20 protein-coding genes are annotated in these 18,560 nt (G+C 73.5%); 7 read left to right on the forward strand and 13 right to left on the reverse strand.

The window, feature by feature from the left end:
- Positions 1-47 precede the first annotated feature (47 nt).
- Positions 48-386 carry a YnfA family protein gene (locus DSZ44_RS01040; RefSeq protein ID WP_110850736.1) on the reverse strand — a complete coding sequence of 113 codons (339 nt, stop codon included), beginning with the start codon at positions 384-386 and terminating at the stop codon, positions 48-50.
- A 4-nt stretch (positions 387-390) separates the two neighbouring features.
- A complete protein-coding gene (locus DSZ44_RS01045; RefSeq protein WP_110850737.1) occupies positions 391-1,236 on the reverse strand; it encodes an SMP-30/gluconolactonase/LRE family protein in 846 nt (281 codons plus the stop codon).
- Positions 1,237-1,303: 67 nt separating this feature from the next.
- Here DSZ44_RS01045 and DSZ44_RS01050 point away from each other — a divergent pair, with 67 nt between their 5' ends.
- From DSZ44_RS01050 to DSZ44_RS01065, 4 genes are read left to right on the forward strand one after another with little or no spacing between them, the layout of a single operon-like run.
- Positions 1,304-2,551, forward strand: coding sequence for an MFS transporter (locus DSZ44_RS01050; RefSeq protein WP_220035050.1), 1,248 nt, complete (start codon positions 1,304-1,306; stop codon positions 2,549-2,551).
- 42 nt (positions 2,552-2,593) lie between these two features.
- Entirely contained in the window at positions 2,594-3,205 is a 612-nt protein-coding gene (locus tag DSZ44_RS01055) for an alpha/beta hydrolase family protein (protein WP_110850739.1), read from the forward strand.
- A gap of 58 nt (positions 3,206-3,263) precedes the next feature.
- Positions 3,264-3,932, forward strand: a complete 669-nt coding sequence (locus DSZ44_RS01060) for a DsbA family oxidoreductase (RefSeq protein ID WP_110850740.1) — start codon at positions 3,264-3,266, stop codon at positions 3,930-3,932.
- Between the two features lie 32 nt (positions 3,933-3,964).
- The gene (locus DSZ44_RS01065; RefSeq protein ID WP_110850741.1) at positions 3,965-4,918 is read left to right on the forward strand and encodes a TIGR03557 family F420-dependent LLM class oxidoreductase; all 954 of its coding nucleotides are present in this window, start codon (positions 3,965-3,967) and stop codon (positions 4,916-4,918) included.
- A 204-nt stretch (positions 4,919-5,122) separates the two neighbouring features.
- Here DSZ44_RS01065 and DSZ44_RS01070 read toward each other — a convergent pair whose 3' ends face one another.
- On the reverse strand, positions 5,123-6,967 hold the full coding sequence (locus DSZ44_RS01070) for a stealth family protein (RefSeq protein ID WP_110850742.1): 1,845 nt from the start codon (positions 6,965-6,967) through the stop codon (positions 5,123-5,125).
- 324 nt (positions 6,968-7,291) lie between these two features.
- Here DSZ44_RS01070 and DSZ44_RS01075 point away from each other — a divergent pair, with 324 nt between their 5' ends.
- A complete protein-coding gene (locus DSZ44_RS01075) occupies positions 7,292-8,191 on the forward strand; it encodes a cytochrome b/b6 domain-containing protein (RefSeq protein WP_110850743.1) in 900 nt (299 codons plus the stop codon).
- Here DSZ44_RS01075 and DSZ44_RS01080 read toward each other — a convergent pair.
- Positions 8,181-8,828, reverse strand: a complete 648-nt coding sequence (locus tag DSZ44_RS01080; RefSeq protein ID WP_110850744.1) for a VOC family protein — start codon at positions 8,826-8,828, stop codon at positions 8,181-8,183. The genes DSZ44_RS01075 and DSZ44_RS01080 overlap by 11 nt on opposite strands.
- 34 nt (positions 8,829-8,862) lie before the next feature.
- Between DSZ44_RS01080 and DSZ44_RS01085 the strand changes: the two genes are divergently transcribed.
- Positions 8,863-9,555 carry an SDR family oxidoreductase gene (locus DSZ44_RS01085; protein ID WP_110850745.1) on the forward strand — a complete coding sequence of 231 codons (693 nt, stop codon included), beginning with the start codon at positions 8,863-8,865 and terminating at the stop codon, positions 9,553-9,555.
- Here the strand turns inward: DSZ44_RS01085 and DSZ44_RS01090 are convergent.
- The 9 genes from DSZ44_RS01090 to DSZ44_RS18675 form a co-directional block, all read right to left on the reverse strand.
- Positions 9,536-10,510 (reverse strand): ABC transporter substrate-binding protein, encoded by a 975-nt coding sequence (locus DSZ44_RS01090; protein ID WP_110850746.1) that lies wholly within the window; start codon positions 10,508-10,510, stop codon positions 9,536-9,538. The genes DSZ44_RS01085 and DSZ44_RS01090 overlap by 20 nt on opposite strands.
- 10 nt (positions 10,511-10,520) lie before the next feature.
- Complete coding sequence (locus DSZ44_RS01095; protein ID WP_110850747.1) at positions 10,521-11,327, reverse strand: ABC transporter ATP-binding protein; 807 nt, start codon at positions 11,325-11,327, stop codon at positions 10,521-10,523.
- 1 nt (position 11,328) lies between these two features.
- On the reverse strand, positions 11,329-12,075 hold the full coding sequence (locus DSZ44_RS01100; protein ID WP_110850748.1) for an ABC transporter permease: 747 nt from the start codon (positions 12,073-12,075) through the stop codon (positions 11,329-11,331).
- Positions 12,072-12,863 (reverse strand): ABC transporter permease, encoded by a 792-nt coding sequence (locus tag DSZ44_RS01105; protein ID WP_110850749.1) that lies wholly within the window; start codon positions 12,861-12,863, stop codon positions 12,072-12,074. Before DSZ44_RS01105 ends, DSZ44_RS01100 begins: the two co-directional genes overlap by 4 nt.
- The gene (locus tag DSZ44_RS01110; RefSeq protein WP_110850750.1) at positions 12,860-14,332 is read right to left on the reverse strand and encodes a class I adenylate-forming enzyme family protein; all 1,473 of its coding nucleotides are present in this window, start codon (positions 14,330-14,332) and stop codon (positions 12,860-12,862) included. Before DSZ44_RS01110 ends, DSZ44_RS01105 begins: the two co-directional genes overlap by 4 nt.
- Entirely contained in the window at positions 14,329-14,760 is a 432-nt protein-coding gene (locus DSZ44_RS01115) for a PaaI family thioesterase (RefSeq protein WP_110850751.1), read from the reverse strand. Before DSZ44_RS01115 ends, DSZ44_RS01110 begins: the two co-directional genes overlap by 4 nt.
- Positions 14,757-15,785 carry a zinc-binding dehydrogenase gene (locus DSZ44_RS01120; RefSeq protein WP_110850752.1) on the reverse strand — a complete coding sequence of 343 codons (1,029 nt, stop codon included), beginning with the start codon at positions 15,783-15,785 and terminating at the stop codon, positions 14,757-14,759. The genes DSZ44_RS01115 and DSZ44_RS01120 overlap by 4 nt, the downstream gene beginning before the upstream one ends.
- A gap of 282 nt (positions 15,786-16,067) precedes the next feature.
- Complete coding sequence (locus tag DSZ44_RS01125; RefSeq protein WP_110850753.1) at positions 16,068-16,484, reverse strand: CBS domain-containing protein; 417 nt, start codon at positions 16,482-16,484, stop codon at positions 16,068-16,070.
- 190 nt (positions 16,485-16,674) lie between these two features.
- Positions 16,675-17,706, reverse strand: a complete 1,032-nt coding sequence (locus tag DSZ44_RS18675; RefSeq protein WP_110851283.1) for an excalibur calcium-binding domain-containing protein — start codon at positions 17,704-17,706, stop codon at positions 16,675-16,677.
- Positions 17,707-17,831: 125 nt separating this feature from the next.
- Between DSZ44_RS18675 and DSZ44_RS01135 the strand changes: the two genes are divergently transcribed.
- Positions 17,832-18,365 (forward strand): acyl-CoA thioesterase, encoded by a 534-nt coding sequence (locus DSZ44_RS01135; protein ID WP_110850754.1) that lies wholly within the window; start codon positions 17,832-17,834, stop codon positions 18,363-18,365.
- Positions 18,366-18,560 lie beyond the last annotated feature (195 nt).

The raw sequence follows: 18,560 nt of genomic DNA on the forward strand, positions 1-18,560 counted from the left end.
GCCGGCGGCGGGCAGCCAGCGGGGCGGCGCGCTGGCCGGCGGCGGGCTCAGGCGGCGGGGCGAGGCGCGTACATGATGACGGCGACGCCGGCGAGGCACAGGAGCGCGCCGGTGACGTCCCAGCGGTCGGGCCGGAAGCCGTCGACGACCATGCCCCACACGAGCGAGCCGGCGACGAACACCCCGCCGTACGCCGCGAGGATCCGGCCGAAGTTCGCGTCCGGCTGCAGGGCGGCGAAGAAGCCGTAGATGCCCAGCGCCACGACCCCCGCGCCGATCCACACCCATCCACGGTGCTCGCGCACCCCCTGCCAGATGAGCCAGGCGCCGCCGATCTCGAAGAGCGCCGCCCCGCCGAAGAGCGCGACCGAGCGCAGGACGTCCACCGGCTCAGCCCGCGAAGGGCAGGACCGGCAGCCCGGGCACGTCCACCGCGGTCGCGTACACGGCGCCCGCGCCCGGGGTGTCGTCGCCCTCGCGCGAGGTGGTGACGAAGAGGTCGGTGAGGCCGGGGCCGCCGAGCGTGCACGCGGTGACACCCGGGACCGGGACCTCGACGGTCTCGAGGAGCTCACCGTCCGGGGAGTAGCGGCGCACCTGTCCGGCGCCGTTGACGGCCACCCACAGCGCGCCCTGGGAGTCGATCACCAGGCCGTCGGGCACACCGCCGTCGTCGTCGTCGAAGGTGACGAGGGGGCGGCGCTCGCCCAGCACCCCGCCGTCGACGTCGAACACGTCGATGCGGCCGGGGCCGCTGTCGGCGTAGTACGCGCGGGTGTGGTCGGGGGAGAAGCCCAGCCCGTTGGAGATCGAGACGGGGTCGAGCACCACCTCGGTGCCGCCGTCGGGGGTGACGCGGTAGAGGCGCCCGCCGTCGGGCGAGCCGTCCCAGGCCATCGAGCCGACGTACAGGCTCCCGTCGGGGGCGGCCCCGCCCTCGTTCATCCGCTCGTTCTCCCGGTCGGTGAGCCGGACCTCGCGGGTGGGGGCGGCGGTGAGGTCGTCGGCCAGCGCGATCCCCTTCTCCGTGGCGACGACGTAGCCACCGCCGGCGCGCGGGCGCACCATCGCGGCGACCTTCCCCACGGTGATCCGGTCGACCTTGCCGTCGTCACGCAGGGTGAGCACCCCGCCGGCGTGCATGTCGACGAAGCGCAGGCCACCCCACTCGAGGGACCACACCGGCCCCTCGCCGTGGAAGGTGACGACGTCGGTGAGCTGCTCCACGTTTCGCATGGCGCCAGTCTTGCCGACACCGTCGGCCTTGTCAGGGCGTGCCCGCGGCAGGGGCTACCGTGGCGCGGTGAAGCACCGCCTGCTCGACGTCCGCCCCCTGCGCGTGAGTCCGGCGTACCGGCGGCTGTGGGTGGGGACCTCGCTCTCGGCGGTGGGCGGGCAGATCGCGTCGGTCGCCGTGCTGTTCCAGGTGTGGGAGATGACGCACAGCCCGGTGTGGACCGGCGCGGTGGGGCTGGCGCGGGCCGTGCCGCTCGTCCTGCTCGGGCTCGTGGGCGGGGCGCTCGCCGACGCCGTCGACCGCCGCTCGCTCGTGCGCTGGACGATGCTGGCCCAGCTCGTCGCCGCGCTCGGCCTCGCGGCCCAGGCGCTGCTCGACGTGGGGTCGCTCGGGCTCCTGCTCCTCCTCGTCGCCACCCAGGCGGGCTTCGGTGCGCTCGGCGCCCCGGCGCAGCGGACCTTCCCGGTCCGGCTGCTCGGCCGCGAGCTCGTCGCCTCCGGGATCGCGCTCCAGCACCTGAGCTTCCAGGCCGCGATGCTCGTCGGGCCGGCGCTCGCGGGCCTCGTCCTCGGGCAGTGGGGGCTCACCCCCGCCTACCTCGTCCAGGCGGTCGCGTCCCTCGCCGCGCTGTACGCCGTGGTCCGGCTGCCCGCCATGCCGCCCACCGGGGCCCCGAGCGGACGCGGGCCGCGCGCCGTCGTCGAGGGGATGCGCTACATCAGGCGCAGCCGGGTGGTGAGCGGGCTGTACGTCACCGACCTCGTCGCGACGCTGCTCGCGATGCCGATCGCGCTGTTCCCCGTCATCAACGAGGAGCGCTTCGGCGGCGACCCGGAGACGCTGGGGCTCTTCCTCAGCGCCGTCGCGGTCGGTGGCGTGCTCGCCGGCTTCGCCTCGGGCACCGTCACGCGCTCCGACCGGCCCGGCGCCGTCCAGCTCTGGGCGGCCGGGACGTGGGGAGCGGCGCTGGCCGTCTTCGGCCTGGTGGGGCCGCTGTGGCTGGCGCTGGCGGCGCTCGTCCTCGCCGGTGCGGCGGACACGGTCTCGGTGATCTCGCGCGGCGCCGCCGTCCAGCTCGCCACGCCCGACAGCCACCGCGGCCGGGTGACCTCGGTCGAGCACGTCATCGGCGTGGCCGGGCCGGAGATCGGCAACTTCCGTGCCGGCGTCGTCGCCGGCGCCACGAGCGCCGCCTTCGCGGCCACCTCCGGCGGGCTGGCCTGCCTCGTGGGGATCGTCGTCGTCGCCGCGACCAACCGGGAGCTGCGCCGCTTCCGCATCAGCCGCGACATCCCCGACCCCGACGACGCGTAGCCGGCCCGGCCTGCCCCGGGTCCGCGCGCCTACGATCGGGGGATGAGCGGCGAGACCCTCGAGATCGACACGGCGCACGGGCCGGCACGGGTGCACCTGCATCCCGGGACCCGCGGCCTGCTCGTGCTCGGCCACGGCGCAGGCGGCGGGGTCCAGGCCCCGGACCTGCGCACCGCCACGGCCGTCGCGGGCGAGCTGGGCTGGGGAGTCGCGCTCGTCGAGCAGCCCTACCGGGTGGCCGGTCGCCGCGCGCCCGCACCCGCGACGCAGCTCGACGCGGCGTGGACCGCCGTCGTCCACCGGCTGCGCGCCGGCCCGGGTGCCGGGCTGCCGCTCGTCCTGGGGGGACGGTCCTCGGGCGCGCGGGTCGCGTGCCGCACGGCCCGCTCGCTCGGCGCCGTCGGCGTCCTGTGCCTGGCCTTCCCGCTCCAGCCGCCGGGCAAGGCCGAGCGGCCCAGCCGGCTGCCCGAGCTCGAGGGCGCGGGCGTGCCCACCCTCGTGGTCCAGGGGGAGTGGGACGCCTTCGGGATGCCGCCGGAGGGGCCCGGGCGGAGCGTCGTCGTCGTCGCGGGCGACCACAGCCTGAAGAAGGACCAGCCCGCCATCGGAGCGGCCGTCCGGGCGTGGTTGGCGGGGCTCACGCCGTCGTCGTGAGATGCCCGCTCGCCCGAGCCGGGTGAGACTCGTCGGGAAGCCGACGGAAGGACGTGCCATGCCCATCCACGTGGAGCCCGGGACGATCGTGCTGTACTCCGACGTCGCCTGCGGGTGGGCCACCCTGGCCCTGCACCGTTTCTACGCGGCCCGCGCCGAGGCGGGTCTGGAGGACGAGGTCCGGGTGGACCACCGCCTGTTCCTCCTCGAGGACGTCAACGCCTCCCCGCTGCCGCTCGACTTCGTCTCCGGTGAGATCCCCGTCTTCGCCGGGCTCGCCCCGGACTTCGGCTACCAGCAGTGGCAGGGCAAGGAGTCGGAGTGGCCCGTCACCACCCTGCTCGCCAACGAGGCCGTCCACGCCGCGAAGGCGCAGGGCCTCGCCGCCTCGGAGGAGCTCGACCTCGCGCTGCGCAGGGCGCTGTTCGCCGAGAGCCGCACGGTGAGCATGCTCCACGAGATCCTCGCCGTCGCCGAGTCCTGCCCCTCCGTCGACACCGGCGCGCTGCGGGAGGCGCTCGACGACGGCCGCGCGCGCGGGCCGATGATGCGTGACTACCGCACCCACCGCGAGGACGTCCAGGGCAGCCCGCACGTCTTCCTCGCCGACGGCTCCGACGTCCACAACCCCGGCATCGAGTTCCACCTCGAGGACGAGGTGCCCGTCATCGACAGCGACGACCCCGACGCCATGGCCGCGCTCGTGCGGCGCGCCGCCGGCCACTGACCACCCCGACCAGCTCACCAGGGAGACCCACCATGAAGCTCGGCTACAAGCTCGCTGCGGAGGCCTACGGGCCGCAGGAGCTCATCCGCCAGGCCGTCCGCGCCGAGGAGGTCGGCTACGACTTCGTCGAGATCAGCGACCACTACCACCCCTGGCTCGACAACCAGGGCCACAGCCCCTTCGCGTGGTCGGTCCTCGCCGCCATCGCCGCGCGCACCGAGCGCATCGGCCTCGTCACCGGCGTCACCTGCCCGACCTTCCGCTACCACCCGGCGATCATCGCGCAGGCCGCGGCGACGACGGCGCTCATCTCCGGTGGCCGGTTCACCCTGGGCGTGGGCTCGGGGGAGCGGCTCAACGAGCACGTCGTCGGCAAGCCGTGGCCCTCGGCCACGGAGCGCCAGGCCATGCTGCGCGAGGCGCTGGAGATCATTCGGCTGCTGTGGCAGGGCGGCTACCAGAGCTACGACGGGCGCTACCTCCAGCTCGAGGACGCGCGCGTCTTCGACCTCCCTGAGGAGCTGCCGCGCATCGCGGTCGCCGGCGGTGGGCCGCAGGCGGCGCGGCTGGCCGGCGAGCTCGGCGACGGGCTCTTCGCGACCGACCCCGACGCCTCCCTCATCGAGGCCTTCCGCGGCGCCGGTGGGAACGGCCCGCTCTACGCCGAGGCGCCGCTCGCCTACGCCGCCACCGAGGAGGAGGCGGCCGCGCACGCCCTGGAGACCAGCCGCTGGGCGCTGACCGGCTGGAAGGTGATGTCCGAGCTGCCCAACCCGGTGAACTTCGACGCCGCCACGGCCACCGTGCGCGAGGAGGACGTCAAGGAGCAGTTCGCCTGCGGCCCCGACGTCGAGCGGCACCTCGCGACGATCCGGCAGTTCACCGACGCGGGCTTCGACCACGTCGTCACGATGAACGTCGGCCCGGACGCGGACGCGTTCCTCGACTTCTTCGGCTCCGAGCTGCGGCCTCGGCTGGTCGGCTGAGACGGCTCCGGCGAGTGCTGCTGTCCTGCACCGACGTCCCGCCAGGACCCGCCTGAGCGACAGCTGTCTCGGCGTGTCGCGCGCGTGTCGCGGACGTCGGTGCAGCTCAGCGGCACACCTGCCGACGGACCTGAGCCGTCTCGCGCGACGGCGGCGAGGACCGGTCCGGCAGGCGACCGAGGGCCCCCGGACGTCGGGGCCGGGCTAGGCGACCCGCGCCGTCGTCAGCGGGTGCTCGAGCGGGGAGCCGCCGCTCACGGGCAGCTCGAAGGTGCTCGGCACCGGGTAGTACCTCGCGAGGAAGTCACCGAGGAGCTCGGCGCGCCCGTCCTCGCCGACGGCGGGGGAGTCGTTGAGGCAGAAGACGTCGAGCTCCCGTCGGCGCAGCATCCGGCGCAGCCGGGCCGCGGCACGAGGGTGCGCGAGATCGAGGTAGAGGTAGGCCAGGCGACCTGGCACCGCCCTGCCGAGGGCGTAGGCGTAGTAGTGGTGCAGCGCCGAGCTGATCGACAGGTCGTCCGGGTGGCGGAAGGTGGACGCGGCCACCCGGGCGAACTGGTCCGGGTGTGCGGCCTCCATCTGGTGGAGCACCGAGCGCAGCTGCGGGTGGGGAGTGTGCTGGAACAGGTGGGTCACCCGCCGCCCGAAGACCTCGTCAACGAGGGCGCGGTTGTTCTTGGCGGCGCTCGTCACGGGCGAGTCGTCCGCGCGGTGCCCGCGGGCGTCCATGAGGGCGGATGACGTGAAGAACTTCGCCAGCCCGTTGCTGTGGAAGAACAGGCTCGGGGTGACGGGCCGGCCGAAGAACACGTCGTCGTTGAGGTAGAGGTACTGCTCGGCGAGGCCGGGGACGTGGTGCAGCTGGGACTCGATGGCGTGGGAGTTGAACACGGGCAGCACACCCGGGTCGGTGAAGATGTCGCGGTGGTCCACGACGCGCACCCGAGGGTGGCCGGTGTCGAGCCAGTCCGGCACCTGCCCGGCCGTGACGATGTGGACGCGGCGCACCCACGGGGCGAACGTCTCGAGGGAGCGCAGCGAGTAGCGCAGCTCGTCCTGGGAGCGGAACCGCGACGCGTGCGTCGCCTCGGCCGTGTGGCGCTGGTCGGCGGGCACGCCCAGGGCGGCGAGGCGCCCGGCGTTCCACACCGGGTCCTCACCGTCGACCCACGTGTAGACGACGTCGACCGGGACTGCGGCGTCGAACAGGTGGGGCAGCGGGCCGACCTCGACGGAGCCGCGCACGGCCGCCTCCCGCCACTGCGCAGGGGTCAGCTGGGTGGTCCAGGCCTGGCGGCGTGGCGCGACGAGGGTGCCCTCGGTCTCCGAGGGAAGCTCGCCGGGTCCGGTGGGCGTGGACGGCACCTGCGGCCACGTCTCGACGTCGACGCCCACCTCGGCCCCCAGGAGCGCGCCCGCCGGGCCGGGGGCCGCGCGGAAGACCCGGAACCCGTCGCGGGCGGCCACGGCCCGGGCGAGGCGACTCGCCGTCAGACCGCGGGGACGTGCCGTGCGGGTGTCGAGCGGGACCACCCGCCAGGTGCGGTCCAGGCCGTCGGCGAGAGCGGCGGCCGCCCGGGCCCGGTCGACGCGGCGGACGACGACGGCGGCCGGCTTGCCGGCACCCGCGGGCATGACGGTCGCGCGGACCCCGGCGTCGCGCAGCGCGGTGAGGACCTGGTTGCGGCGTGCGGCCTCCTCGACAGCGTGGTCGGCGACGACGGCCGTCCCGCATCCCCGCGCCTCCGCAGGGGTGAGGGGGCGGGCATGGAGGTCCGCACCGGGCCGGCGCCCGAGCGACTGCCTCCGCGCGACCGTGCGGGCGAGCCCTGCGCTCAGGCGGCGCGGGAGGGCGGAGACCACGCGGCTGCCGAGCACCGAGGCCCGGTCACGCGCACGCTGCCGGCGCGAGACGGTGTCCCGGTAGAGCAGCAGCTCGTTGCCCACGGCGTCCACCGTGTGCTTGAGCTCGTGGGCGTCGGGTCGGCCGTGGTCCACCACGACGAAGGACGGGTCGAAGCCGGCGAGCGCTCGGGTACGTCGGGGCACAGGAACCGCCTCTCGTGTTGTCGGTGCGTGCGGTGAGCGACGCCTGTCGTCGGCGCGTGCTCCAACCGCGACGCGGCGGGGCTGGGCGGCGGGTTCGTGAGGACACGCAGAGTGGTCCGCGCGCTGGGTCGCGCAGCGGGTCGGCACCGTGCCGGCCGTCGCCGGCACCTGCCGGCGGGAAGAAGGTTGTCAGTATAGACCCAAGGGTTGGTCAACCGGTGGTCGAGCCGAGCCCGGCCACCCTGCCATGACGTGGCGCGCGCTGCCCTTAGGCTGTGTGGCGGGCCTGGAGGCCCGGCCGGTCAGTCGTGGAATGGGTGAGGCATGTCGTCGAAGGGTGCTGCGCGCAGCCGGGGTCAGCAGCTGGCGTGGATGGTTCCGGCGGCACTGGCGGCGCTCGTCGTCGTCGTGCTCGTCGCCCGGTGGCTGCGCGAGGTGCCGGCCGTGGCCGGCTTCGTCAACGACTACCCGGGCACCACCGAGCTGCCGGAGACGGCGCCGGTCGGGCTGCCCGCCTGGGTCGGCTGGCAGCACTTCCTCAACGCCTTCCTCCTCGTCTTCATCGTCCGCAGCGGCTGGCTCATCCGCACCACCCAGCGTCCCAAGGGCCACTGGCAGCCGCGCAGGGCGGGCCGCGGGAGGAAGCCCGTGCGCATCAGCCTCAACCTGTGGCTGCACCTGGCCGCGGACGCCCTGTGGGTGCTCAACGGCCTCGTCTTCGCCGTCCTCATCGTCGTCACCGGCCACTGGATGCGCCTGGTGCCGACGAGCTGGGACGTCTTCCCCCACGCCCTGTCCGTCGCGCTCCAGTACCTGTCCCTGGACTGGCCCACGCACGGCAGCTGGGTGAACTACAACGCGCTGCAGGTGCTGTCCTACTTCCTCACGGTCTTCGTCGCGGCGCCCCTGGCCCTCGTCACCGGGCTGCGGATGTCACCGGTGTGGCCGGCGAGCTGGCGCTTCGTGCCGATGAGCCTGGCCCGGGCGCTGCACTTCCCGCTGATGGTCTACTTCGTCGCGTTCACCGTCGTCCACGTCACCCTCGTGCTGGCCACGGACGCGCAGGGCAACCTGAACCACATGTTCGCCGCGCGCAACGACGGCAGCTGGCTGGGCCTGATCTACTTCGGTGTCGCGCTCGCGCTCATGGTGGCCGCGTGGGTGGTGGCCAAGCCCGTCTTCACCCAGCCGGTGGCCGCGCTCACCGGGAAGGTCACCCGGTAGCGAGGACCACCCGGCCGCGCGGGGTCTGCAGGACAGCCCGCAGGGCGGCCCTCGGCCCGGCGGTCACCGGCAGCGGCGCACCGAGCACCGCGAGCATGCGCGTCGCTGCTGCGGGATCGGGCGCCTCTGCCGCGAGCTCGAGCAGGGTGACCGCGGGCAGGTCGGCCTGGGCGGGGTGCGGCGTGTCCCGCCAGTCGATGAGGAAGGGGCGGATGCCGCCGGTGCCGGGTGTCATCCGCCAGCGCAGCAGCCGCCCGTCCGGGGTCGTGCGCTCGGTCGCCCTGACCTCGCCGACGTCCACGCCGGCGGCCGCGGCCTCGCGGACCGTGCGGTCCAGGTCGTTGGGGCGCACGGCCCACGTGTGCAGCGACGGCTCACGGACGTGACCGACGCCGAGGCCCACCCGGTCCGCGGGCAGGTCCTGCTCCGGGTCGGGACCGATGACCTCGAGGTAGGTGCGGCGCGGGCCGGTCGTGCCCGGCACGTCGAGGGTGAGGAGGTGGTTGGCGGTGCCCAGCCCCGGGTGGGAGCCACCGCGGACGGCCTCCACGCCGGTGAGCTCGGCGAGGTGGGCGACGCCGGTGGCGAGGTCCGGGACGGCCCACAGGAGGTGGTCGAGGGTGGCGGGAACGGTCATGGCTCTCCTTCGGTGGTGCGTAGGCTGCTCATCGATGACTCCAGATCCTGCCCGTCGTGTCCTGGTCACCGGCGCCGCCCGTGGCATCGGCCGCGCCGTCGCCGACGCCCTCACCGACCACGAGCTCGTGCTGACCGTACGCCGCGCCGAGGACGTCGCGCGGCTCGGGACGGAGCTGCCGGGTGCGCGCGTGCTCCTGCTCGACCTCGCGGACGCGTCCGCGATCGCCGAACGGGTGGCCGGCGTCGAGGTGGACGCCGTCGTGCACTGCGCCGGCGTCGAGGGGGTCGCCCCGGCCGCCGAGCTCGACCCGGCCCGCCTCGCCGCGGTCCTGGCCGCGAACCTCGCCGGACCGGTCGAGCTGACCCGCGTGCTGCTGCCGGGGCTGCGCCGCAGCGGCGGGCACGTGGTGTTCGTCAGCTCCACCGCCGTGCTGGGCGCCTTCCCCGGCTGGGCCGCCTACGCGGCGTCCAAGGCCGCGCTGCGTGCGTACGCGGACACGCTGCGGGTGGAGGAGCCGGACGTCCGGGTCACCAGCGTCCTGCCCGGCCGGACCGACACGGGGATGCAGCACCGCATCCACGAGCAGGCCGGCCGGGACTTCGACCCGGCGACGGCGATGGCGGCGGCGAGCGTCGCCGCCGCCATCCGTTCCGTGCTCACGGCGCCCGGGGACGTCGAGATCCCCGAGCTCGTCCTCACCCCGTTCACTCACCCGGGCGGATGAAGATCTCCTCGTAGTCCGGCTCCTCGCTGATCATCCCGTGCTCGACGGCGGCCGCGGCGATCACCTTGACGCTCTCTTCGTCGAGCCCGGGGGCGAAGACGTGGAGGTTGGTCTGGTCGACGAGCTCGGGGTCGATCTGGAGGTTCTCGACGATCGTCTCGCGCACCCGGTCCGGGTTCTCGGTGGCGAAGTCGTTCGCGCGGTCCATCGCGCGCTGGAACGCCGCGACGATCTCCGGGTTCGCCTCCGCGAAGGCCCCGCTGGTGATGTAGTAGCCGATCGTCGTGTCCGGGAAGGACTCGACGAAGTTCGAGATGAGCGGGGTGAACCCGCGGCTCTCGGAGATCGCCCGGTGCGGCTCCACCGACCAGATCGCGTCGACGTCCCCGCGCTCGAGCGCTGCCGGCATGTCGGAGTAGTTCATCGGGGTGAACTCGATGGCCGAGGTGTCGACGCCGTTGTTCTCCAGAGCCACCTCGATCGTGAGGTCGCCGAGGTTGTTCACGGAGTTCACCGCGATGTTCGCGCCCGCGAGGCCGGCAACGTCGGTGATCGGGCTGTCGGGCAGGACGAAGATGCGGGAGGTGTCCGCCTCCGGGTCCGCTCCCACGGCGCAGCAGTTGGCGACGAACTTGACGTCGAGCCCCTGGTCGATGGCCTGGAGGTCGCTCACCGCGTTCGCGTAACCGATGGGGCTCTCCTGGTTGACGACGGAGGGCACGATGGCCGAGCCCGCCTCGGCGATGCGGACCTCGACGTCCAGGCCCTCCTCCTCGAAGAAGCCCTCCTCGACGCCGAGGTGCAGGGGCCCGGCGTCCATCGTCGGGATCTGCATGACGGTGAGCGGGGTGAGGCCGTCCTCGCCGGCCTCCAGCTCGTCCCCGCCGCCGCCGCACGCGGCGAGGAGCAGGGCGGTGGTCGCCGCCAGGGCGAGGGTGGTCGTGCGTGCTCTCATGGTTCCTCCGTCAGATGACGTACTCGGGGCTGGTGGGTCCGTCCACGTCACGCACGCGGTTGCGGATCTCGGCGAAGACCTCGGAGCGCAGCTGGCTGAAGCGCGGCAGCTCCTTGGTGGCGATCTGGTCGCGCTGTCGCGGCAGGTCGATGTCGACGACCGTGGTGATGCGGCTCGGGGACTTGGACACGACCGCGACGCGGTCGCTGAGGTAGACGGACTCGTCGACGTCGTGGGTGACGAAGACGACCGTCATGCCGAACTCCTCGCGAAGCGTGAGGACGAGGTCCTCGAGGTCGGCCCGGGTCTGGGCGTCGACGGACGCGAAGGGCTCGTCCATGACGAGCACCTCGGGCTGGTAGGCGATGGCGCGGGCGATCGCCGCGCGCTGCTGCATGCCCCCGGAGAGCTCGCCGGGGTGCTTGCGTGCGGCGTCCCGCAGCCCGACGTCGGCGAGCGCCCGGGCGGTGCGCTCGGCGACCTCCGCCTTGGCGACGCCGTGGGCCCGCAGCGGGAGGGCGACGTTCTTCTCCACGGAGAACCACGGCAGCAGTGATCGCGAGTAGTCCTGGAGGACGACGGCGAACTCGCGCGGCACGCCGTCCACCGCCTGCCCTTGGTACTCGACGGTCCCGGACGTGGGCTCGAGCAGGCCGGTGAGGCAGCGCAGCAGCGTCGTCTTGCCCGCGCCCGAGGGGCCGACGATCGTGAAGAACTCACCAGGAGCGACGTCGAAGGTGATGTCGTCCAGGGCCCGGAAGGAGCCGTAGTCCTTGGCGAGCCGGTCGACGTGGAGGATCGGTGGTGTCTGTGTCATGTCACGCCCGGTGGTATCGACGGTCGGTGAGGCGCTCGACGGCGCCGAAGAGCAGGTTGAGCAGGAGGCCGAGGATCCCCAGGAGGAGGATCGCCCCCCACACGGCCACGACGTTGAAGCTGGTCTGCGCGGTCCACAGGACGAACCCGATGCCGATGCGGCTGCCGGTCATCTCGCTCGTGACGACGAGGATGAGCGCGAGCGGGATGGCGATGCGGATGCCCGCTGCGGCGCGTGGGTAGATCGCCGGGGCGATGACGTGGAGCTGCCGGAACCAGCCGGTGATCCCGAAACTGCGGGTGGTGTCGAGCAGCGTGGCGGGAAGCTGGCGGCAGCCGTCGATGACGTTGAGGAGGACGGGGAAGAAGCAGCCGAGCGCGATGATGAAGATCTTCATCGACGTCCCCAGCCCGAACAGGACCATCGCGAACGGGATGAGCGCGGTGGCGGGGATCGCGCGGACGAACTCGAAGGTCGGGGCCACCGCCCGATCCAGCCACCGCACCTGGCCGACGAGCATGCCGAGCCCGATCCCGAGGACCACGGCGATGGAGAGCCCGACGGCGAGGTTGCGGACGCTGTCGAGGAGGTGCTCGGTGCCGGCCCCGCCGAGCCAGTACTCGAGGAGGTTGTCCAGCACCCGCGGCAGCGGCGGGTAGTAGACGTTGGTCGAGCCGGCCGACGTCGCCCACCACACGGCGAGGGCGAGCACCGCGCCGAGGAGTCCGAGCAGGGTGCGGCGGTTCATCGGCGGGCCCCCTGCCACCCGACGACGCGCCGGGCCAGCACGGTGAGGACCGTGTTGATCGCCAGGCCGACGATCCCGATGACGACGACGTAGGCGTACATCCGGGTGAGGTCACCGGCGCTGCGGGCGAGGTTGAGCCCCTGGCCCAGGCCCGGTACGCCGCCGAGGAGGATCTCGCTGGTCACCGTGATGATGAGCGCGGTCGCCGAGGCGATCCGCACACCGGTTACCAGTCCGGGCAGCATCGCGGGCAGGGTGAGCCAGCGGATCGTCTGCACCCGGGAGAGGTTGTAGGCGCGAGCGGTGTCGCGGGCCACCGGGTCGACGGCGCCGGTGGCGTAGATCGCGGCGACGAGCATCTGCCACACGGCGGCGTAGGCGGCGAGGAAGACCGCTCCGTCGCGTGCGCCGCCGATGGTGAGGACGACCAGCGGGATGAGTGCGATCGAGGGGATGGGGCGGAGGAACTCGATGACGGGCGTGAGCAGCCACTGGACCCAGCGCACACTGCCGAGCAGCATGCCCACGGCCGTCCCCAGCACGACCGCGATCCCCAGCGAGACCGCCCACCCGACGAGCGTGCTGCCGATGTCGGTCCACAGGGCCGGGCCGGTGAGGAGCCGGCCGAGGGCAGCGAGCACCTCGGTGGGCGGCGGTGCGTAGCTGCGCGGCAGGACGTCGGTGACGGACAGCAGCTGGAGGAGGGCGAGGAGACCGACGACGACCGCCGCCGGCAGGGCCACCGCGTGCAGCCGGGACTCGCGGGGCACCGGTGCAAGGGCGCTCACGTGGTCCTCATGAGCTCGGCGGCACGGGCGGTGAGGCTCTCCCGGTCGGCCTTGTTCGTGCTGGACAGGGGGATGTCCTCCAGCACCCAGACGCGTCGTGGGTGGGCGAAGGGCTCGAGGTGGTCCAGGACGTGCGCCTTGAGCTCCTGCTCGCCGGCTTCCGCGCCCGGCCGCAGCGTGACGAAGGCGACGGGCTTGGCGCCCTTGACGTCGTCGGGAACGGGGACGACGACGGCCTGGTCGACCGCGGGGTGCGTCTCGAGGACCTGCTCGACGGCGCGCGGGAAGATGTTCTCCCCACCGGAGGTGAACATGTCGTCCTCGCGGCCGGCGAAGAAGTAGAAGCCGTTCTCGTCGACGCGGAAGACGTCGCGCGTGTGGTGGAAGCCGTCGGGAGTGACGGGGACGGGGACGTCGGGCCGGTTGTGGTAGCCGGTGAGCAGCGCCGGGTTGCGGATCTCCAGGACGCCGTGGCCCTCGACGGGCCGTCCTGCGCCGTCGACGAGGCGCAGCTCGACGGCGGGGTTCGCGACCCCCACCGAGCCGTCCGGCGTGGGCAGCCCGTCGGGGTGCGGGGCGAAGACGACCGGACCGGACTCCGTGGTGCCGTAGCCGAAGGCGATCTCGGCGTTGGGGAAGGCCGCGCGGAGCTGGTCGAAGAGTGCCGGGGCCGCGGGCGCGGAGCCCATGTAGATGCCGCGCACGGAGGACAGGTCGCGGCCGGCGAGCAGCTCCGGACGCTGGAGGAGCATGGCGAACATCGGGGGGACGCCGCTCAGCTCGGTGACGTGGTGCGAGGCGAGCGCGTCGACGAACAGGGCGGGCTGGAACCCCGGGAGCAGGACGATGGTCGCCCCGGAGGCGAGCGAGCGCTGGGAGTTCGTCAGCGCGTTCATGTGGTAGAGCGGCGCGGAGATGAGCACCCGCGTGCTGCCGGGCTCCACGGTCTGCGCCGTCTGGTCGATGACCCACAGGTGGCTCGCCTGGGACAGCAGCACGCCCTTGGGGCGGCCGGTCGAGCCGGAGGTGTAGAGGATCATCGCCGTGTCACCCGGCTCGGGCACCACGCTGGTGAAGGACGACGGCGGGGCGGGCGTCCCGAGGTCGAGGACTGGGACGTCGGTGGTCACCAGGCTGCGGGTGTGGTCGTCGACGAGGAGCAGCGTCACCGCGGCGTCCTCGAGGACGTAGCCCAGGGTCTCCGCCGGCATCTTGTGGCTGACCGGCACGGGCACGCCGCCGGCGCGCTGGACCGCGTAGAACGCGACGAGCCACTCGGGGGAGTTGAGGGCGAGGATCCCCACGGTCTGGCCGGGGCGGAGGAGGGCGTGCAGCTGCGCGGCGCGGGACTGGACCGCGGCCTCGAGCTCGCCGTACGTGAGGGTCGTGCTGCCCTGGTTCGTCACCCCGATGACCGCCGGGGTGTCGGGACGGTCGGCGACGATCCGGTCGCCCTGGTTGCGGCTCATGTGGGGGACCCTTCCGTCGTCGTGCTCGGTGCGAAGCTCGCGTAGGTCCCGCGGCCCACGGCCACCTGCTTGCCCGCGCCGTCGAGCACCTCGGCCTCCGCGACGGTGAGCGAGCGGCCCAGCTTGACCGGCCGTGCGACGACGAGGAGGTCGCCCGGCGCGGCCGCCCGCAGGAAGTGGGTGGTGAAGTCGATGGTCGGGGCGGGGGCGCCCTGGCTCGCCACGAGCGCCCAGTCCGCGGCGAGGTCGAGCAGGGTGGCGAGGATCCCGCCGTGGGTGACCCGCGCCGTCGTCCCGTTCTCCCACTCCTCGCGCCAGGTGGCGCTCAGCCGCAGCTCCTCCGCGCTCACCGAGACCACCCGCAACCCGAGCCACCGGTGGAAGGGGGAGGTGAGGATGCGCTCCTCGAGCTCGGCCGTGGTGATCACTCGCCGCTCCCGGGGGTGACGACGATCTTGCCGAGGACCTCGCGGTCGCGAACCTTGCGCAGCCCCTCGACCGCCTGGGAGAGCGGTAGGACGTCGCTGACCGGCGGGTCGATCTCCCCGGCGGCGACCATGGCGAGCAGCGCCTCGAAGTCCTCGGTGGCGAAGCCGTTGGAGCCGATGATCTGCAGCTCGAAGGACCAGATGTAGCGCAGGTCCTCGACGGGGTCGAAGCCGGCCGTCGCGCCGCACACGAGGATGCGCCCGCCGAGCTTCGTGCTGCGCAGCGTCGGGTGCCAGGTGTCCCCGCCGGTGAAGTTGATGACGACGTCCATGCCGGTCTCGTCGCTCCAGCGGGCCGGCTTGCCGTAGTGCTCCTTGACCCACTGGTAGAAGTCGACCTCGCGGTAGTTGAGGACCTCGTCCGCGCCGATCTCGAGCAGCTTCTGGGCCTTCTCGTCGGAGCCCGCCGCGGCGATCACGTGCGCGCCGAGCTGCTTGGCGAGGACGACCGATGCCGTGCCCACACCGCCGGAGGCGCCGAGGACGAGGACCTTGTCCCCGGCGTGCACGGCGCCCTTGCCGACGACCATGCGGTGCGCCGTCCCGTACGCGACGGGCAGCGCGGCGGCCTGGACGTCGGTGACGCCGTCGGGGACGGAAATGAGCTGGCCCGCCTCGACGAGGCTGTACTCGGCCATTCCGCCGTCGCGCTGCTCGCCCATGAGCGTGCCGGCCGAGTCGAGCGGGTGGACGAGCACGCGGTCCCCGGGCCGCCAACCCGTGACGTCGTCGGCCACCTCCTCGACGACCCCGACGACGTCGAGGCCGATGACGACGGGCAGGGGAAGGCGGATGCCCGGCATCCCGGTGACCGTGAAGATGTCGTGGTAGTTGAAGGAGCTCGCGGTGACGCGGACGACGACGTGCCCGGCCACCAGCCGGGGGCGGGGGTAGTCGTCCTCGAGGCGGAGCGCGCCGAGCTCGCCGTGCTCGCGGAGCACGAGCGCACGCATCGTTGAGGTCAAGGCCGAGGTCCTTTCTGAAGGCGGCTGCTGCACACGTCGGACGTGAGAGAGGGCGACAGAGAGGTCGGCAGACGGTCCGTCTGGAGCGGCCGGGTGCCGTGTCGCCTAGGACCGACAGATCATCGTGTGCACCCGCGCGAGGTCGATGTGCCTCCGCGAGGTCAGGTGCAGTCGGTACATGTCCATCATGGTCCCACAGCGTCCGAGACGCTCCGGGGCCGGGTCCAGGCGACGAGACGGTGGCCCGGGCGGCAGCTCACCGCCCGGGCGCGTGGTGGATGACTACGTGTTCGGCTCCTCCGCCGAGATGTCGGCGAGGGCCGAGGTGGGGTCGCGGTCGATGGCCAGGTCGCCGATCGACAGGATCCCCACGAGGCTGCCGCCCTGGAGGACGGGGATGCGGCGCACCGCACGATCGCGCATGATCCGCACGGCCTCGGCGGCGTCGGCGTCCGGCGTCGTCGTCACGAGGTCCTGGCTGCACGCCTGGCGCACCGGGTCCTCGGGGGAGCCGCCCGTGGCGATGACGCGCACGACGATGTCCCGGTCGGTGACGATCCCGACCACCTCGCCGTCGTCGACCACGACGACGGCGCCCACGTCACCCGACGCGAGCAGCTCGGCGGCGTCCCGCACGGTGCGGTTCGCCTCGATCGTCGTGGGGTTGGGGGTCATGCTCTCTGCGACGGTCCCGGCCATGGTGTGCCTCCCTGGTGGTGTGTCTGCGGTCATATCCAGGGTGGGCCGGGGGACGGTCGTGCGCATCCGGGAATGCGGCGGCCGGGCCTGTGGTTGGAGCAGGTGACCGGCCCGGTTTCACACCCCCGGGCTCCAACACACGCCGCTACGAGCGGCCACTCGCCGTGAGGCGGTTGGCCGGGTCGGTCACCTACTCGCAGCCCACGCCGTCGCGGTCGAGGTGGCTTCCGTAGCCGGCCTGGCCCGCGTGGACCGGCGCGGCGCCGGCGTTGCGCGCCGCCGTGCAGCTCTCGAAGGAGGCGCTCCCGCCGCCGGGCCCCGTCTCCTGGGCCCTCGCCGCGCGCTCGAGCTCCCGCTCGGAGCGCGCCGCCTCCTTGGTCCGGGCGGCCTCCTCTGCCTCCCGCTCGGCCTCCTCCGCGGCGCGCCGCTCGGCCTTCTCGCGCTCGATGCGCTCCTCCTCGGCGGCCCGCTCGGTCGCGACGGTCTCCTCGATCTCGACGACCCGCGCGGTCCACTCCTCGACGTCCTCGTGCAGCGTCCAGTGCTCACCGGTGTAGGCGAGGAGGGGGAGGGCGGCGTCGTCACCGTCGAGCAGCTCGGCGAGCGCGGCACCCGTGGCGGCCGCGGCGGCAGCCTCGGTGGCCCAGCGGTCGAGCTCCCGGGTGGTGCCGGCCCCGACCGCGCCCTCGAGCTCGCTCACCTGCTCGCCGTAGGCGCTCACCTGGGCGGGCACGGTGCACTCGACGTCCTCCGAGTACAGGCCCAGCCCCTCGACCTCGGCGGCCCGCTGGGCCGTGAGGACCGCGTCGTGGAAGCGCCGGTTGGGCTCCTCGACGACGGCGACACCCAGTCCCGCCCGCGCGACCTCCTCGTTGACGAGCGAGCCCTCCTCGAGGACGCCCGCGAGGACGTTCCCGGCGTCGTCGTGACGCTCCTCGTCGTACTCGAGGTCCACCTCCGTGCCGGCCGGGAGCCGCTCGGTGAGGAAGGCGGCGGCGTCGTCGGCGAGGCACTCGTCGGGGGCGGCCACGTTGAGCAGCCGCACCCGCTGCTCCTCGCCGTCGACGAGGACGTCGATGGTCCGTCCGTCGACGACGGCCGCGACCGTCGTGCTCGTCCCCGGGCTGTCGGCGACGGCGGCCCCACCGACCACCACGAGGGCTGCGGTGACGACGCCGAGACCGATCCTGTGGTCGCGGAGGAAGGTGCGGACCTCGGACATGGCGGCCTTTCGGGAGGGGGGTGCGGCCGGGCGCCGGTTGCGCGGCCACCCGCACGATCGGCACGGCACGGGTCGAGATGAGGAGTACGACCGGCCCCGCGCCTGCGCCCCTGTACGGTGCGGGCATGTCCCGCCAGCTCCACCTGCTCCTGGCCACCGCGAGGCCGCGCCGCTCCCTCGGGCTCGACGTCCTCGCGCCGTCGACCACCACCCTGCGGGTGCTGCCCACGGACCTGGACCTCTACCTCCACGTCAACAACGGCACCTACCTGCAGATGATGGACGTGGCCCGCAGCAACTACATCGCCGACCTCGGTGGCTTCCCGCGCCTGAACGAGAAGCGGTGGTACCCGGTCGTCGCGGCGTCGACGATGACCTACCGCCGCTCCCTGCGTCTGGGGGACCGCGTGGAGATCTCCACGCGCGTCGTCGGCTGGGACGAGCGGGTCGTCTACCTCGAGCAGGTCTTCAGCCGTCGCGGGGAGCGCTGCGCGCGCGGCGTCGTCGCCGGGCGCTTCCTCACCCGCGGCTCGGGGGAGCGGGTGCCCGCCCCGGAGGTCGTCGCCCACCTGGCCGGGTCGGAGCTGGCCTCGCCGGAGATCCCCGACGACGTGCTGCGCTGGGCGCGCGCCGTCGACGTCGCCCACCGCGGCGCGTGACATCGCCCACCCCGAATGGGCGCGGCACGACGCGGGCCGGGAGGTAGGGTGAGGGCGTCGCGGTGGTTTGCCGACCGGGTTGTTCCGGTCGCGGACCTGCTGCAGCGGGACTCTCGGCGAGACTGGACCATCTGACGTCCGTCACCCCGGGTGCTGCGTGTGGGCCGTCCCCGCCGCGATGTGTGTCGTCACTCC

Source organism: Georgenia satyanarayanai (assembly GCF_900116375.1).
In the GTDB taxonomy this organism is placed as follows: Bacteria; Actinomycetota; Actinomycetes; order Actinomycetales; family Actinomycetaceae; genus Oceanitalea; species Oceanitalea nanhaiensis.

What these genes read in the sequence shown, in the direction of transcription:
- DSZ44_RS01065 (WP_110850741.1), top strand. Translation starts at nt 3,965, where the DNA reads ATGAAGCTCGGCTACAAGCTCGCTGCGGAGGCCTACGGGCCGCAGGAG.
- DSZ44_RS01095 (WP_110850747.1), bottom strand. Translation starts at nt 11,327, where the DNA reads ATGACACAGACACCACCGATCCTCCACGTCGACCGGCTCGCCAAGGAC.
- DSZ44_RS01075 (WP_110850743.1), top strand. Translation starts at nt 7,292, where the DNA reads ATGTCGTCGAAGGGTGCTGCGCGCAGCCGGGGTCAGCAGCTGGCGTGG.
- DSZ44_RS01125 (WP_110850753.1), bottom strand. Translation starts at nt 16,484, where the DNA reads ATGGCCGGGACCGTCGCAGAGAGCATGACCCCCAACCCCACGACGATC.
- DSZ44_RS01085 (WP_110850745.1), top strand. Translation starts at nt 8,863, where the DNA reads ATGACTCCAGATCCTGCCCGTCGTGTCCTGGTCACCGGCGCCGCCCGT.
- DSZ44_RS01110 (WP_110850750.1), bottom strand. Translation starts at nt 14,332, where the DNA reads ATGAGCCGCAACCAGGGCGACCGGATCGTCGCCGACCGTCCCGACACC.
- DSZ44_RS01060 (WP_110850740.1), top strand. Translation starts at nt 3,264, where the DNA reads ATGCCCATCCACGTGGAGCCCGGGACGATCGTGCTGTACTCCGACGTC.
- DSZ44_RS18675 (WP_110851283.1), bottom strand. Translation starts at nt 17,706, where the DNA reads ATGTCCGAGGTCCGCACCTTCCTCCGCGACCACAGGATCGGTCTCGGC.
- DSZ44_RS01055 (WP_110850739.1), top strand. Translation starts at nt 2,594, where the DNA reads ATGAGCGGCGAGACCCTCGAGATCGACACGGCGCACGGGCCGGCACGG.
- DSZ44_RS01090 (WP_110850746.1), bottom strand. Translation starts at nt 10,510, where the DNA reads ATGAGAGCACGCACGACCACCCTCGCCCTGGCGGCGACCACCGCCCTG.
- DSZ44_RS01045 (WP_110850737.1), bottom strand. Translation starts at nt 1,236, where the DNA reads ATGCGAAACGTGGAGCAGCTCACCGACGTCGTCACCTTCCACGGCGAG.
- DSZ44_RS01080 (WP_110850744.1), bottom strand. Translation starts at nt 8,828, where the DNA reads ATGACCGTTCCCGCCACCCTCGACCACCTCCTGTGGGCCGTCCCGGAC.
- DSZ44_RS01100 (WP_110850748.1), bottom strand. Translation starts at nt 12,075, where the DNA reads ATGAACCGCCGCACCCTGCTCGGACTCCTCGGCGCGGTGCTCGCCCTC.
- DSZ44_RS01135 (WP_110850754.1), top strand. Translation starts at nt 17,832, where the DNA reads ATGTCCCGCCAGCTCCACCTGCTCCTGGCCACCGCGAGGCCGCGCCGC.